The 14,731-nt window shown below is 42.6% G+C and carries 15 protein-coding genes and 2 tRNA genes; 10 read left to right on the forward strand and 7 right to left on the reverse strand.

The features are described from left to right. Position 1 precedes the first annotated feature (1 nt). On the reverse strand, positions 2–1,288 hold the full coding sequence (locus EZV76_RS06170; protein ID WP_136565729.1) for a hypothetical protein: 1,287 nt from the start codon (positions 1,286–1,288) through the stop codon (positions 2–4). Positions 1,289–1,382: 94 nt separating this feature from the next. Here EZV76_RS06170 and proS point away from each other — a divergent pair, with 94 nt between their 5' ends. The 4 genes from proS to rpsT all read left to right on the forward strand — a co-directional run bounded on the left by proS (position 1,383) and on the right by rpsT (position 3,425). Next, positions 1,383–2,858 (forward strand): proline--tRNA ligase, encoded by a 1,476-nt coding sequence (proS, locus tag EZV76_RS06175; protein ID WP_136565730.1) that lies wholly within the window; start codon positions 1,383–1,385, stop codon positions 2,856–2,858. Positions 2,859–2,937: 79 nt separating this feature from the next. Next, positions 2,938–3,009, forward strand: a tRNA-Glu gene (locus tag EZV76_RS06180). Positions 3,010–3,067: 58 nt separating this feature from the next. Further along, a tRNA-Glu gene (locus EZV76_RS06185) sits at positions 3,068–3,139 on the forward strand. Between the two features lie 34 nt (positions 3,140–3,173). Continuing rightward, positions 3,174–3,425 carry a 30S ribosomal protein S20 gene (gene rpsT / locus EZV76_RS06190; RefSeq protein ID WP_129653071.1) on the forward strand — a complete coding sequence of 84 codons (252 nt, stop codon included), beginning with the start codon at positions 3,174–3,176 and terminating at the stop codon, positions 3,423–3,425. Positions 3,426–3,499: 74 nt separating this feature from the next. Here rpsT and EZV76_RS06195 read toward each other — a convergent pair whose 3' ends face one another. The 3 genes from EZV76_RS06195 to rho all read right to left on the reverse strand — a co-directional run bounded on the left by EZV76_RS06195 (position 3,500) and on the right by rho (position 6,606). Continuing rightward, the gene (locus EZV76_RS06195; RefSeq protein WP_136565731.1) at positions 3,500–4,189 is read right to left on the reverse strand and encodes a hypothetical protein; all 690 of its coding nucleotides are present in this window, start codon (positions 4,187–4,189) and stop codon (positions 3,500–3,502) included. Positions 4,190–4,200: 11 nt separating this feature from the next. Further along, complete coding sequence (locus tag EZV76_RS06200; RefSeq protein ID WP_136565732.1) at positions 4,201–4,878, reverse strand: hypothetical protein; 678 nt, start codon at positions 4,876–4,878, stop codon at positions 4,201–4,203. A gap of 141 nt (positions 4,879–5,019) precedes the next feature. Further along, on the reverse strand, positions 5,020–6,606 hold the full coding sequence (rho, locus tag EZV76_RS06205) for a transcription termination factor Rho (RefSeq protein ID WP_136565733.1): 1,587 nt from the start codon (positions 6,604–6,606) through the stop codon (positions 5,020–5,022). A gap of 193 nt (positions 6,607–6,799) precedes the next feature. Between rho and EZV76_RS06210 the strand changes: the two genes are divergently transcribed. Next, positions 6,800–7,210, forward strand: coding sequence for a DUF4293 domain-containing protein (locus EZV76_RS06210; protein WP_136565734.1), 411 nt, complete (start codon positions 6,800–6,802; stop codon positions 7,208–7,210). A 65-nt stretch (positions 7,211–7,275) separates the two neighbouring features. On the opposite strand, the gene EZV76_RS06215 is transcribed toward EZV76_RS06210, so the two are convergent. After that, positions 7,276–7,770 (reverse strand): metallophosphoesterase family protein, encoded by a 495-nt coding sequence (locus EZV76_RS06215; RefSeq protein WP_136565735.1) that lies wholly within the window; start codon positions 7,768–7,770, stop codon positions 7,276–7,278. A gap of 88 nt (positions 7,771–7,858) precedes the next feature. Here EZV76_RS06215 and truA point away from each other — a divergent pair, with 88 nt between their 5' ends. Both truA and EZV76_RS06225 read left to right on the forward strand, forming a co-directional pair. Then, on the forward strand, positions 7,859–8,611 hold the full coding sequence (gene truA, locus EZV76_RS06220; RefSeq protein ID WP_136565736.1) for a tRNA pseudouridine(38-40) synthase TruA: 753 nt from the start codon (positions 7,859–7,861) through the stop codon (positions 8,609–8,611). Further along, positions 8,598–10,370, forward strand: coding sequence for an ABC transporter ATP-binding protein (locus EZV76_RS06225; protein ID WP_136565737.1), 1,773 nt, complete (start codon positions 8,598–8,600; stop codon positions 10,368–10,370). The genes truA and EZV76_RS06225 overlap by 14 nt, the downstream gene beginning before the upstream one ends. A gap of 11 nt (positions 10,371–10,381) precedes the next feature. Here EZV76_RS06225 and cdaA read toward each other — a convergent pair whose 3' ends face one another. Continuing rightward, positions 10,382–11,167 carry a diadenylate cyclase CdaA gene (cdaA, locus tag EZV76_RS06230; RefSeq protein WP_136565738.1) on the reverse strand — a complete coding sequence of 262 codons (786 nt, stop codon included), beginning with the start codon at positions 11,165–11,167 and terminating at the stop codon, positions 10,382–10,384. Positions 11,168–11,211: 44 nt separating this feature from the next. Further along, the gene (gene folP / locus EZV76_RS06235; protein WP_136565739.1) at positions 11,212–12,045 is read right to left on the reverse strand and encodes a dihydropteroate synthase; all 834 of its coding nucleotides are present in this window, start codon (positions 12,043–12,045) and stop codon (positions 11,212–11,214) included. Between the two features lie 93 nt (positions 12,046–12,138). Between folP and EZV76_RS06240 the strand changes: the two genes are divergently transcribed. The 3 genes from EZV76_RS06240 to tpiA all read left to right on the forward strand — a co-directional run bounded on the left by EZV76_RS06240 (position 12,139) and on the right by tpiA (position 14,728). Further along, positions 12,139–12,678, forward strand: coding sequence for a DUF1599 domain-containing protein (locus EZV76_RS06240; RefSeq protein WP_136565740.1), 540 nt, complete (start codon positions 12,139–12,141; stop codon positions 12,676–12,678). Between the two features lie 181 nt (positions 12,679–12,859). Continuing rightward, positions 12,860–13,954 (forward strand): BT_3928 family protein, encoded by a 1,095-nt coding sequence (locus EZV76_RS06245; RefSeq protein ID WP_136565741.1) that lies wholly within the window; start codon positions 12,860–12,862, stop codon positions 13,952–13,954. A gap of 24 nt (positions 13,955–13,978) precedes the next feature. After that, positions 13,979–14,728, forward strand: a complete 750-nt coding sequence (gene tpiA, locus EZV76_RS06250; protein ID WP_136565742.1) for a triose-phosphate isomerase — start codon at positions 13,979–13,981, stop codon at positions 14,726–14,728. The last annotated feature ends 3 nt before the right edge of the window (positions 14,729–14,731 follow it).

The raw sequence follows: 14,731 nt of genomic DNA on the forward strand, positions 1-14,731 counted from the left end.
TTTAATGTCTTCCGTTACTTCTTCCCGATGAGCGTGAAGAACCTCCTGATCTGCCGCCAGAACTTCTGGAGCTGCTTCCGGAACTTCTATAGCTTCCGCTACTTCTAGAGCTAGAGCCACTGCTTCTGTAGCTACTGCTTCGTGAGCTTGATCCCGAAGAAGACCTACTATAATTGCTTCGGCTTGGAGCCGTACTCCGTGAAGATTGATAACTTCTTGTACTTCTGCCCGAACTGCGATAACTGGGAGAAGATGAGCTTCTGTTCACTGTTCCGCTTCTTCTGTAAGTGCCACTACTTCTTGTGGAAGGTGTGGTGCCATAGGAACGGTATGTTCTTGAACTACCACTATTGTTATATCGAGGAGTGGTTCTTGTGCTTCTGCTGGTTCTATAGTCCCTGTTCCGAGCAGAGGCATCTGCACTAACGGTTCTTCTTGAACTTAGTCCACTATAAGTTCTGGAACTTCTTCCTGCTGTTGCAGTTCTGCTGCTCAAGTTGGAACGTCCACTATCTGTTCTGTATCGGGATGTATAACCGCTTGACCTTGATGCAAGATTTGAGCGTCCTCTTAATGTTGTGCCGGGAATTACGCTGTTATATCCTCTTCGGGTTCGGTTGTACGCATAATTTCTTCCGTAATATCTATTGTTGTAATAGGGTCTCCAGCCGTAGTTATAATAGCCGCCCCAACCGTAGTAGCCTGCGTATCCCCAACCGCCATAGTAAGGGTAGCCACCCCAGCCGTAGTATGCGCCCCAGCCCCAACGGTTAAATCTCCATGGTCTGTTCCAACCCCATCCCCAACCATAGTAAGGGTAGTTCCAACCAAAGTTCCAAAAAGGATCGTTCCATCCGTAATAGCCGCCCCATCCCCAATTGTCATATACATTGATGGTAAGGCTAGTGGGATTATCACCCCAACCAGGATTGCCGGTATAAGTATTGTTGTAAGCAAAATAATCGGTTTGTTCACCTAATGGAATGGTGTCGTTTTGCATTTGACTGGAATAGCTGTCAATGTCGGTAAAGATTTCGTCATCCAAAATCTCGGCATATTCATCCGCTTTTTGTCCAAAATAATCGCCGTATAAATTGTTTTCTTGTTCTTCAATGCGTACGGCTTCCGCAGACTTTTTTTCTACACGAACAACGCGATCACCGTTGGAATAGATACCATCTTCATAATACGAAGCTTGCTGATATGATCCACAAGAAGCTGCTAGGAAAGCTGCCATGAGGAGAAAGGCGAAAGCTTGAAATTTTCTGTGGGGTATAAACTTTATCATTGCGCAATTTTTATTGTTGAACATATTAAAAATAACTAGTTTTACCGAATTATTTTGCTAATAAAATCACAAGTTTTGTGCCAAACTATAGTAGATGGGTAAAAATTTAACGAGTAGAGCAGAAGATTATTCCAAATGGTATAATGAACTTGTCGTAAAATCGGATTTGGCTGAGAATTCGGGAGTTAGGGGATGTATGGTCATAAAACCCTATGGCTACGCTATTTGGGAAAAGATGCAGGCCCAATTGGATAAAATGTTCAAGGAAACAGGTCATGAGAATGCTTATTTTCCCTTGTTTATTCCAAAATCCTATCTGAGCAAGGAAGCAAGTCACGTTGAAGGTTTTGCCAAGGAATGTGCGGTGGTAACACACTATCGGTTGAAGAATGCGGAGGACGGTAGTGGGATCATAGTGGATGAGGATGCCAAGTTGGAAGAAGAACTTATTGTACGTCCTACTTCAGAAACCATTATTTGGGATACCTATAGAAGATGGGTGCAGTCCTATCGCGATTTGCCCATCATGGTGAACCAATGGGCCAATGTGGTGCGATGGGAAATGCGTACACGCCTCTTTTTGCGTACGGCCGAGTTTTTATGGCAAGAAGGACATACGGCACATGCCACAAGGGAAGAGGCTGTGGCTGAAGCGGAACAAATGATGAACGTGTATGCCGAATTTGTCGAGGAACACATGGGTGTTCCAGTGATGAAAGGCACCAAGACTGCCAGTGAACGTTTTGCAGGGGCAGAGGAAACGTATTGTATTGAGGCATTGATGCAGGATGGAAAAGCACTCCAAGCGGGAACCTCACACTTTTTAGGACAGAACTTTGCCAAGGCATTTGATGTGAAATTCGCCAATAAGGAAGGAAAACAAGAATATGTTTGGGCTACTTCTTGGGGAGTCTCAACCCGACTTATGGGAGCATTGGTGATGACCCATAGTGATGACAATGGTTTGGTGCTTCCGCCTAAATTGGCGCCCATTCAGGTGGTGATCGTGCCCATTTATAAAGGATTGGACCAATTGGATGCTATTTCTGAAAGAGTGGAACCCTTGGTAAAAGAGCTTCGTTCCAAAGGGCTTTCAGTAAAATATGATAAGAGAGATACCCATAAACCGGGATTCAAGTTCAATGAATATGAACTGAAAGGGGTTCCCGTACGTTTGGTCGTTGGGCAACGTGACCTTGAAAATGGAACCTATGAAGTGGCTCGAAGAGATACTTTACAAAAGGAATCCGTAAAGGCGGACGATGTCGTGGAAAAGGTGGTGTCGCTCATGGAAGAAATCCAAGAGAACATTTATAATAAGGCGCTGACGTATAGAAAGGAGCACATCACCCCAGTGGATACCTACGAAGAGTTTAAACGTGTAATTGAGGAAAAGGGTGGTTTTGTTACCGCACATTGGGATGGTACGGCCGAAACCGAAGAACGTATAAAGGAAGACACCAAGGCTACCATTCGCTGTATTCCGTTGAATGTTGATAAGGAAGAAGGGGTCTGTATGGTAACAGGAAAACCATCAGCCCAAAGGGTATTGTTTGCCAAGGCCTATTAAGTAGGTGCAAAAAATAATAATTACTGTTGCAAGACTTAAAAATAGTTGTATTTTTGCATCCGCAATTGTGCAACCTTATGGCCCGTTCGTCTAGGGGTTAGGACGCCAGGTTTTCATCCTGGTAACAGGGGTTCGATTCCCCTACGGGCTACAAAGTTCAATGGAATATTGGAAAACTTTGATTTTTAATCAGGTTTTCAAATTAATTAGGCCCGTTCGTCTAGGGGTTAGGACGCCAGGTTTTCATCCTGGTAACAGGGGTTCGATTCCCCTACGGGCTACAAAAAAAGGATTTAGAAAGTATAAATAAAGGCAATGGCAAACCATAAGTCAGCATTAAAGAGAATCAGAAGAAACGAAGCAGTACGCTTGCGCAACAGGTATCAGCACAAAACTGTGCGTAATGCCATCAAAAAATTGCGTAACGAGGAAGACAAGAAGGCTGCAGAGGCTTTGTTGCCTACTGTTGTTGGAATGATCGATAAATTGGCAAAGAAGAATATCATCCACACCAATAAGGCTTCCAATTTGAAAAGCAAATTGATGAGCAGAGTTGCAGGAATGTAATATTTGCTTGATGGAAATATATAAAAGCTCCCGAATTGGGAGCTTTTTTTATGACCAAACTTTTTAGATTGTATTTAACGGAAGGCTTTTCTTTTTCCAACTAAAAAGCCAATGATAAAACAGCTGTACATAACCAGAATGAGCAGGAGTAGTACGGTTCTTAGGTGTAGATAGAACCATAAGTTTGCGCTGGTGTTACCAATTAACAATATGTAAGGTACCAGCAGATAAAAGATAAAACTGCCCAAACTTATCCAAAACAATAAATTTTGTTTTTGGGGATATGGATTTTTCTCTTGTTTTTTTTCCTTAAAGTAAAAGATAATGCACATCAACAAAACCCAAGACCCAAAAATATCTGCATAATATAGACCTTCGTAGAACGGATTTTTAAAGATGATATTTATTATATAGCCCAAAAGCATCGCAATAACACCATAACGTATCCATTTTTTATACAATTTGGATTGGATGGTTTTGAGATATATCCTGCAAAAAAATAGAAAAGTAACAACTTGGTAAATGTTGTAAATGATGATATTGCGCCAAGAATATCGCTCATCGGAGAAGAATTGAAAATCTTCATGATACTTAATGAAATAGCCAAGCAACTCCGTAAAGAAGGTGTAGGCAATGAACATGGGGAAATATTTTAGTGCAGTATCAAAATACTTTCGGTAGGTAAATACTGAAACAATCCATGTCACTAGGTATAAAGGAAGATAGTATTGCTCCTTTAAAAACAAATAGATTTCTTGGACCATGCCCAATACAATTAATAGTCATCCCATGGTGGAGGAGATGAATTCCCCCTATTTAAGGTAAGGCTCTGGTCTCCATTGGCACTTGCAGCACTACTGAGACTAGGCACAAAACCAGCTTGCGATTTTTGTTTATTGTCTTGAACATTGCCAACCTCTGCCTGTCCTACGGCATTTTTTATGAGTTTAGCCTTGCCGTCGGCCCCTATGTAGAACCCATATTCACCGCCGTCAGCCTTCATGGCTGGAACAATGAAAATGGAATTTTGTCTGGGATGAACAATCTTTTTTCCATCAGGGAAGTCTTGCTTGTCAGGATAATTGGCAAAGTAGAACCGAAGTGATGAGATATCTACCTGTGCGTTTTGCGCCTCTTGCTCAATAAAGGCCATATACTGTTTAATTTCATCATAGCTGAATGCTGTGAAACGGGCGACTTCGAACTTTTCGTCTGGATTTCGTTCTGTTTCAAATTGTTGAATCATCTCCGCCCTGTTTTTGGTGTAGTTATCATACAGGGATTTTGATTCTTCCAAGGAAATTATTCCCCGGGGTGGGTCAACTTTTTCTTGGGTTTGCCCGGTAGTGTTGGATTCGGAGGGCTCTTCCTTCTTTGGACCCTGTTGGCATGCCCCGAGCATCAGTAAAAAAGCACCTAGACCAATAGCTGCTACTTTTTTGGTATTTTTCATAGTTTCAAAGTGTTAAAGTTCTGTTTTGAGGAAACGATTTAAAGATATGCTTTTTCTTTAGAATAGGTAAAGAAAAAACCCTGTGGAATTCTCCAAAGGGTTTTTAAATTGTTGTTATACAGATGCTTGAATAAAAAAACACTATTCATTCATTGTGAGCAAGAACTCTTCATTGTTTCGGGTTTGCTTAATGCGTTGTTCCATGAATTCCATGGCCTCCACAGGATTCATATCTGCTAAATACTTGCGCATGATCCACATCCGTTGAATGGTGTTTTCATCCAACAATAAATCATCCCTTCTGGTAGAAGAAGAAATAAGGTCAATGGCAGGGAAGATTCTACGGTTGGAAATTCGTCTATCCAACTGAAGTTCCATATTACCAGTACCCTTAAATTCTTCAAAGATTACTTCGTCCATTTTGGAACCAGTCTCGGTCAATGCTGTGGCAATGATGGAAAGCGAACCACCATTTTCAATGTTACGGGCAGCTCCAAAAAAGCGTTTAGGCTTATGTAGGGCGTTGGCATCCACACCACCACTCAATACCTTTCCGGATGCAGGTTGTACCGTATTATAAGCACGGGCCAAACGTGTGATGGAGTCCAAAAGAATCACTACATCATGACCGCATTCTACCAATCGCTTGGCTTTGTCGAGTACAATATTGGCTACACGAACGTGTTCAGAGGCTTCTTTGTCAAAAGTAGAAGCAACCACCTCGCCACGTACGTTACGTTGCATGTCGGTGACTTCTTCAGGACGCTCATCAATCAGTAAAATGATTTGATATACCTCAGGATGGTTGGCGGCAATGGCATTGGCAATATCCTTCAACAGCATGGTCTTACCGGTCTTGGGCTGCGATACGATCATACCACGTTGCCCTTTGCCAATGGGTGAGAACAAATCCATGATCCGTGTGGAAATGGTACTTTGTTTCTCGGCCAATTTAAATTTTTCTTTGGGGAACAATGGGGTCAAGTGTTCAAAAGACACTCGGTCGCGGACCACTTGGGGGTCCATACCGTTAATTTTGTTCACCTTGATCAAAGGGAAATATTTTTCACCTTCTTTGGGGGGTCTTATGTTCCCTAAGATGGTGTCTCCTGACTTTAGTCCAAACAGACGAATTTGAGACTGGGAAACATAAATATCATCAGGGGAAGAAAGATAGTTGTAATCCGAAGAGCGCAAGAACCCATACCCATCCTGCATGATATCTAGAACACCTTCGCTCTCTATGATACTGTCAAACTCAAATTCTGGCTCTTTGTACCTGTTTTTTAGGTCTTTATCAAAGTTGCTGTTCTTTTTATCGTGTGAACCGCTTTTTTGATGTTGGTTATTTCTTCGATTATTGTTCTGCCCTTTTTGGGTAGTATTACCTTGCTTGTGCTCCTTTTTTTGAGGCTGCACTTTGGGATCTTCCTTTTTTTCCTCGGAATTGGATTCCTTTACATTTTCTGTAGCTTCTTTTGGGACATTGTTGCGTTCAGAATCTGTTGAACGCGGGGTTCTGGCCCTTCTAGGTTTTGGAGCAGCAGGTTTTTTTTCTGGAGCGGCCGGACTTTCTGCCACCGCTTTGGGGTTCGATGCCTGTACATCGAGGATTTGATAAACCAAATCCAATTTTTTTAAGGACTTAAACTTGGGAACATTAAGACCTTTTGCAATTTCTTGCAACTCAGGAAGCTTTTTAGCTTTTAGATCTGAAATCTCGAACATTAAGTGTTGAATAAGTTAAACGTGTCTAATCTGAAATATTGAAGTAAAAAAGTTATTTGGGTGCTACTGGAGGAAAGATTTCCTGGGTAAGTACTTCGCTAATAACGACACAAGTATACAAATTATTTTTCAGGAATTAAGGCCCATTTATCAAAAAGACGTCTATTTTTGCATTTCGAAAGCAATTTGCACAATGATTCAACGGATTCAAACGTTTTTTTTACTGATCGTGGCCTTCTTGGCGGGAGTGCTTCCGTTCTTTTTGAATCTGTGGGTAACCGTTGATGGTGCAGAAGTCTATGCTCAAAACGAAGTATGGGTAAGCATTGCTTTTTATGTAGCTGCTATCTTGGCCGTAGTGTCCATTTTATTGTACAAAAACAGACAAAATCAATTTGTGGTAAACAGATTGAATATGATATTGAATCTTTTTTTACTAGGATTTTTCGTTTATCGATCGCTAAGCTTATCCGGAGAGGCTGTGGTTTCTGAGAAGGGTATTGGGATGCTGATTCCTGTATTTTCTATCGTTTTTCTGGTCCTGGCCAACAGGGCTATCAAAAAGGATGAAGATCTTGTAAAATCTGTTGATCGCTTACGTTAAACCTAACATCTTAGTAGTATTAGTGCGAAGAAAATCCCGGCCTAGGCTGGGATTTTTGTTTTAGGTTACCGTTGCCCCAATTCGATTACCTCCAAATCCGATATTGTATCCCCGTCTATCACAAACCTGAGCATGGTTCGTACTTGATGAAACCCATGTTTTCCGCATGCGCCAGGATTCATGTGAAGCAACCCCAATTTTTTGTCGTTCATCACCTTTAAGATGTGAGAGTGCCCACAGATGAAGAGTTTTGGGGGATTATTGCGAATCTCATCACGTACCCTCACATTGTATTTGTTCGGATAGCCCCCTATGTGCGTAATCCATACATCCACACCCTCGCACATAAACCGATTGTTTTCTGGAAATTCCTTTTGAATCACATAGTCGTCAATATTGCCATGTACCCCGCGAACAGGCTTTAAGGCCTCCAATTGGTCGGTCACCTCCAAACTTCCAATGTCTCCTGCATGCCAAATTTCATCGGCCTGTGCCGCATACTTTAAGATGGTGGAATCCATATGTCCGTGGGTGTCCGAGAGTAAAAGAATCTTGGTCATAACGCTAAAAATATGCTAAAAAATAGAGCTTGGGTTCGTGTTGGATGGGATTGGATTATCTTTAACAACTTAAAAGTAAGGGATCCCTTTGAGATATTTTATCCAATTTTCCTATTTCGGGAAAGCATACCACGGATGGCAGAACCAACTCAATGCCATTACCGTGCAGGAAGTGCTTGAGAAAGCCTTGTCCACCCTTTTGCGACAAAAATTGAGCGTCGTGGGAGCGGGCAGGACCGATACCGGTGTGCATGCCAAGGAGATGTTTGCCCATTTTGATTTTGATGACATCGAGGATAGGGAAGAATTGGTGTATCGTCTCAATGCTTTTTTGCCCGAAGATATTTCTATTCAACAGATATATGGCATGAAGCCCGAGGCCCATGCCCGGTTTGATGCGGTTGAACGCACCTATGAATATTGGTTGGTTCAGGAAAAGAACCCCTTTTATTTTGATTTTGCCCATTATGCAAAGCATCCCTTGGATTTGGAGGCGATGAACCAAGCCGCAACCCTTTTATTGGGGCGTAAGGATTTTGAGTGCTTTTCTAAATCCAACAGCGATGTAAAGACTTTTTTGTGCGATGTGAAAGAGGCTGCTTGGGAAAAGAAAGAAGACAGATGGGTGTTCACTATAACTGCTGATCGTTTTCTAAGAAACATGGTGCGTGCCATAGTGGGAACGTTGTTGGATGTAGGTATGGGTAAGATAAACCCTGAGGATGTCAACGCGATATTGGAGAGCAAGGATAGGGGAGAGGCAGGGGTATCCGTCCCGGCAAAAGGATTATATTTGACCAAGGTTTTATATCCAAAAGAACGATTTGATGAGCAAAAGTGACGAAATAGGAAAAGCATTTGATTTTGGTCTGTTCAAACGGATTTTTGCACACACCAAGCCCTACAGGGGTATTTTTTGGGTAGTGGCACTTGCGGCCATACTTTCGGCAGCTTTTGCGGTTGAAATTCCCATTTTGGTACGTGACATCGTCAACGAAGCCTTGGAGAACAAGGACAGTCAAAAACTGTTGACTACCATACTTTTTATGTTGGCCGTCTTGGTGGGGCAAGTGGTCACGCAACTTTTGTTCAGCTATTACGCCAACCTTTTGGGGGAATCTGTGATCAAGGATATCCGTATCCGTTTGTTTGAAAAAATGATGAGCTTTAAGATGACCTATTTTGACAACTCCTCCATTGGGGTTTTGGTCACAAGGGCCGTGGCGGATATGCAGCGTATCGGTGAAATTTTCAGTCAAGGATTTTTTATGATCGTGGCCGATGTGCTCAAAATGCTATTGGGTGCCGCCATTATGCTGTACACCAATTGGAAACTGGCCTTGATCGTTTTTGCCATATTACCGGTGATTTTGATTGCTACACGTTTGTTTCAGCAAGCCATGAAAGTGGCCTTTATTGAGGTTCGTTCACAAGTGGCCAATCTCAATTCCTTTGTACAGGAACGCATCGCCGGGATGAAGATTGTACAGCTTTTTAACCGGGAGGAAATCGAGAAGGAAAAGTTCAGGGTCATCAATGAGAAACATCAAAATGCATGGCTCAAGACAGTTTGGTACAACTCCATCTTCTTCCCAGTGGCAGAGATATCCTATTCCATAGGAATTGGTATGGTGGTATATTTTGGAGTGATACAGAATATTGAAAATGTGGCCCTTAACGATACAGGTTCCATTTTTGCCTTCTTTTTCCTGATGGATCTTTTGTTTCGTCCATTGCGGCAGATTGCGGATAAGTTCAACACCCTTCAAATGGGAATGGTAGCTGCCAACAGGGTGTTCAAGATTTTGGATACAGACAGCCATATTGCCGATGAAGGCGATGTGGAGAAAGCAGAAGTCAAAGGAGATATCGAATTCAAAGATGTACGGTTTGGTTATATTAAGGATGAAGAAGTGCTCCACGGTATTTCGTTCAAGGTAGACGCAGGTGAGACGGTGGCCATTGTTGGGGCAACGGGAGCTGGAAAATCCACCATCATTAATCTGCTCAACCGGTTTTATGAGATCAATTCAGGATTGATTTTGGTAGATGGAGTCAACATTCAGGACTATACCCTAAAATCGCTTAGGTCACATATAGCGATAGTACTTCAGGATGTGTTTTTGTTCGCGGACAGTATAGCCAATAATATCTCGCTTCGCGATAAATCCATAACATTGTCACAAATTGAAACTGCGGCCAAACAAATTGGAGTTCACGATTTTATCTCCAGCCTTCCCGGGGGATATCAATACAATGTAAAGGAAAGGGGGTCCATGCTTTCCAGTGGACAGCGCCAATTGATTGCCTTTCTGCGGGCCTATGTAAGCAATCCAAGCATTTTGATTTTGGATGAGGCTACATCTTCTGTGGATACCTATTCTGAACAATTAATACAGAAAGCAACAGATAAAATTACCGAGGGAAGAACGTCCATCATCATTGCCCACCGATTGGCCACCATTAAAAAGGCCAGTAAAATCATTGTGATGGATCAAGGTAAAATTGTTGAAATAGGCACCCATAAAGAGCTCTTGAAAAAAGGAGGATATTATAGTGACCTATATGAAGCACAGTTCTTGGCAGAAGAAGTTGCTTAGGAATTAAAGATTTATTCCAAATCCTTCTTGATAAGGGCTATGAGTTCTTCCACACTTTTAAAAGGAACGAATTCCCCATTTTTAATGTAAGAGATAGAACCGGTTTCCTCACTAACAACCAGACAAATGGCATCTGTCTTCTCAGTGATTCCTACAGCAGCCCTGTGCCTTAATCCAAAACGTAAGGGAATATTCCTGTCATTGGAAACAGGTAAAATTACCCTAGTGGCAGTAACATAGTTGTCTTGAATGATGATGGCTCCATCATGGAGGGGACTATTTTTAAAGAATATACTTTCCAAGATGGGTTGGGTGATCATAATGTTCATGGCGTCTCCGGTAGATTTTATAAAATCCAACGAATTATTACGTTCCATAACTATGATGGCCCCAGTTTTGGTGTCGGCCATGCGGTCACAGGCCCCAACAATGGCATCTACATCCGTGTCCGAGGGCATGGCCTCCTGTTTCAAAAACTTGAAATGACGGACAAAACTTCGCTTTGAGGCCAGATTGGTGGAACCTATCATCAATAAAAATTTCCGAATTTCTTGTTGGAAAACAATAATAAGGGCAATTAGTCCAATATTCATAAACCCGCCCACCATACTACTGATCATTTTCATTTGAAGCAGTTCCGTAAGCTTCCATAAGGCCCAAACAATGACGATTCCAATAAATATGTTGATGGCCACGGTGCCCCTTACCAATTTGTACACGTAGTAGAGTAGCGCGGCCACTAAGACGATGTCTATGATATCTGTGATTTTAAACTCGAGAAAATTTAGAAAATCCAACCGCGGTGTTTTTGTAAAATTAGCAAAAATAGAAGAACCAAAAACTAGAGGGCATTGGCTTTTAAGGCCGATACTAGTTTCACACATTCCATAGCCTCTTTTACATCATGTGCCCGGATAATATTTGCCCCTTTCAATAATGCAATGGTGTGAAGGGCGGTGGTGCCGTTCAACGCTTCCTTTGAGTTGGAATCCAATACTTTATAGATCATGGATTTTCGGCTCAATCCAATCAAAAGAGGCAAACCGAACGTCTTGAAAAGGTCCAAATGGTTCAACAGGGTATAGTTTTGTTCGGTGGTCTTGGCAAAGCCAAAGCCTGGGTCTATGATGATGTCGTTTATTTTTTGGGAAGTGGCTTCCTGCACTTTTTCGGAAAAGTAATGCCGAAGGTCCTTGATCAAATCGGTATAAGTGGCCTTTTTCTGCATGGATTGCGGGGTGCCTTTCAAATGCATCATGATATACGGTACTTGAAATTGGGCTACCGTGCGAAACATCTCCTGATCTAAATTTCCAGCGGAAATATCATTGATGATGGCCGCACCTCTTTCCAAACTTTCGGCAGCGACCCTGCTCCGGAAGGTGTCCACAGAAATCAAGGTGTCCGGGAATTTTTTAAGGATCAATTCAATGACCGGAAGCATGCGCTTCAGCTCCTCGTCCTCATCCACATGTTCCGCCCCTGGGCGTGAGCTGTAGGCTCCCATGTCTATAAAGGTGGCCCCATGGTCTAGCATGTATCCCACTTGATTCAATATAGAGGCTTCGTCCTTGTAGGCTCCCCCATCAAAAAAAGAATCTGGGGTAAGGTTAAGAATACCCATGACTTTGGGCACCGTAAGATCTATAAGTTCACCTTTACAGTTTATGGTCATAAAAAATATCTCCTTTGTTGGGTTTCACTATCTTTGGCAAAGTGCTCTGGGCACATTTATTTGGACGAAATTTACGCAAATTAGCAACAATACATGCAGCAGACTTCCCAACAGTACGATGCGGTGATCCATACCTGCCGGGAATTGTTTTTAAAAAAAGCACAGGACTACGGTACCGCTTGGCGGATTTTGCGCCTACCTTCCCTGACCGATCAGATTTTTATCAAAGCCCAACGCATCCGTAGCCTACAGCAGAACGATGTGCGAAAGGTGGATGAAGGTGAACAATCAGAATTCATTGGGATCATCAACTATGCGATTATGGCCTTGATCCAGATTAAAAAAGGAGTGGCGGAACAACCCGATCTGACCGCTGAGGAGGCCATTGCCCTATATGATGCCGAAGTGGCCATCACCAAAAAATTGATGGAAGACAAAAACCACGATTACGGTGAGGCCTGGCGCGATATGCGGGTGAGTTCGCTGACGGACCTTATCCTGCAGAAGTTGCTTCGTGTAAAGCAGATTGAGGATAATCAAGGTGCCACATTGGTAAGTGAAGGGGTGGATGCCAACTATCAGGATATGATCAACTACGCAGTTTTTGCACTGATTCATCTAAATTCCGAATAACAGATGATGACAAGGGAATTTGTGTTTAGGGGAAAAAGAGTCAAGAACCAAGACAAAGAAGATAGTTGAGTTTTTTACCAATCACATATCATATCTATAGCCATCAACCCATTGGTGAAAATTCGTGTGGTTTGTGTCAGATTAAGGTTTTTGATAAGTTGGAATTTATTTTGAAAAAAACATGAAATATTTAGTTTGGATTTCAAGGGTCTTTGTAGGGGTGCTTTTCATCATCAGTGGCCTCATTAAACTGAACGACCCCGTTGGGTTTTCGTTCAAATTGGAGGAATATTTTAGCCCTGGTGTGCTGGACTTGCCCTTTTTTCTGCCCATGGCTTTGGGTATTTCCATTTTTGTAGTGATTGTGGAGGTGATCTTGGGGGTATTGCTCCTTATTGGCTTTAAACCGAAGTTTACGGTTTGGAGTCTTTTGCTGATGATTGTATTTTTTACCTTCCTCACTTTTTACTCCGCCTATTTCAACAAAGTGACCGATTGTGGTTGCTTTGGTGATGCCGTAAAACTGACCCCTTGGGAATCCTTTACCAAGGATGTGATACTGTTGGTTTTCATTTTGATTTTATTTTATGGACGGAAATATATCACCCCACTTTTCAATACAAAAACCAACTGGATAGTGGGCGGAGTAGCCTTGTTGGCCTGTATGTTATTTGCCAACCATGTTCTCAACCATTTGCCATCCGTGGATTTCAGGCCTTATAAAATTGGCGCCAACATTCAGGAGGGGATGACAGTTCCGGATGACGCACCACAACCCCTGTACGAATACGCTTGGCGTTTCAAAGTGAACGGGGGCGAGCAAACCATAGTCACCAATGGGGAATACCCTAGTGTGGAAGGTGAGTTTATAGATGTGGAGACCACTCAAATTCAAGCAGGATACGAACCTCCCATCCATGATTTCACCATTGAAAAGGATGGTCAGGATTATGCTGCCGAACTTTTGGAGGAGGATAAGCTGATTATGGTGGTGGCCTATGATCTGGCCAAGAGTAACTACGATTTTTTCCCCGAAGTGGCCCAAGTGACCAATGAAGCAAAGAAAAAAGGGTATACGGTGATTGGCATGTCGGCCTCAAGCGACGATTTCGCTAATCAGGTAGAGGAAAAATATAAACTGGATTTTGACTTTTACTTTACGGATGAGACCACATTGAAGACCATTGTGCGCTCCAATCCCGCAATATTGGTTTTACGAAAGGGCACCATTCAGCAAAAGGTGCATTATAACGATTTTGATAAACTTACGCTTTAAACATAACCCACAAAACAACAAAACATGAGAACGAAGATAGTGGCAGGAAACTGGAAGATGAACAAGAATAGGGAAGAGACAGAGGCTTTGTTGGCCGAACTTTCCGCAAAACTGCCCGATACTAAAGCGGAGGTCATTGTGGCTCCAACTTTTGTGAACCTGGAAACGGCCCAACGAAGCTTGGAATCCTCCACAATCAAAGTGGCGGCCCAGAACATGCATTTTGCTGAAAATGGGGCGTACACTGGTGAAATCTCTGCGGATATGCTGTTGAACCTGGATGTGGACACGGTTATCTTGGGCCATTCTGAGCGACGCTCTTACTTTGGTGAAACCGATGAACTGTTGGCAAAGAAAATGGACACCGCTGTTGCCAAGGGATTAAAAGCTATTTTTTGTTTTGGTGAGGAATTGGAGGACAGGAAATCCGACAACCATTTTTCCGTTGTGGAAAGTCAATTGAAGAACGGATTGTTCCATTTGGAGGCCAGTGCTTGGAAAAACATAGTTTTGGCCTACGAGCCCGTTTGGGCCATAGGCACTGGAGAGACGGCTTCCCCAGAGCAGGCGCAAGAAATGCATGCCTTTATCCGAAAAACCATTGCGGAGGCCTATAATGCTTCCATTGCAGATGAAGTTTCCATTCTTTACGGAGGAAGTGTGAAACCGGGCAATGCGGAAGAAATTTTTTCCAAACCCGATGTGGACGGAGGATTGATTGGAGGAGCTTCCTTGGTAGCTTCGGACTTTGTGGCCATCATCAACGCCATTTGATCG

Source organism: Flagellimonas alvinocaridis, from assembly GCF_004916895.1.
Classification (GTDB): domain Bacteria; phylum Bacteroidota; class Bacteroidia; order Flavobacteriales; family Flavobacteriaceae; genus Flagellimonas; species Flagellimonas alvinocaridis.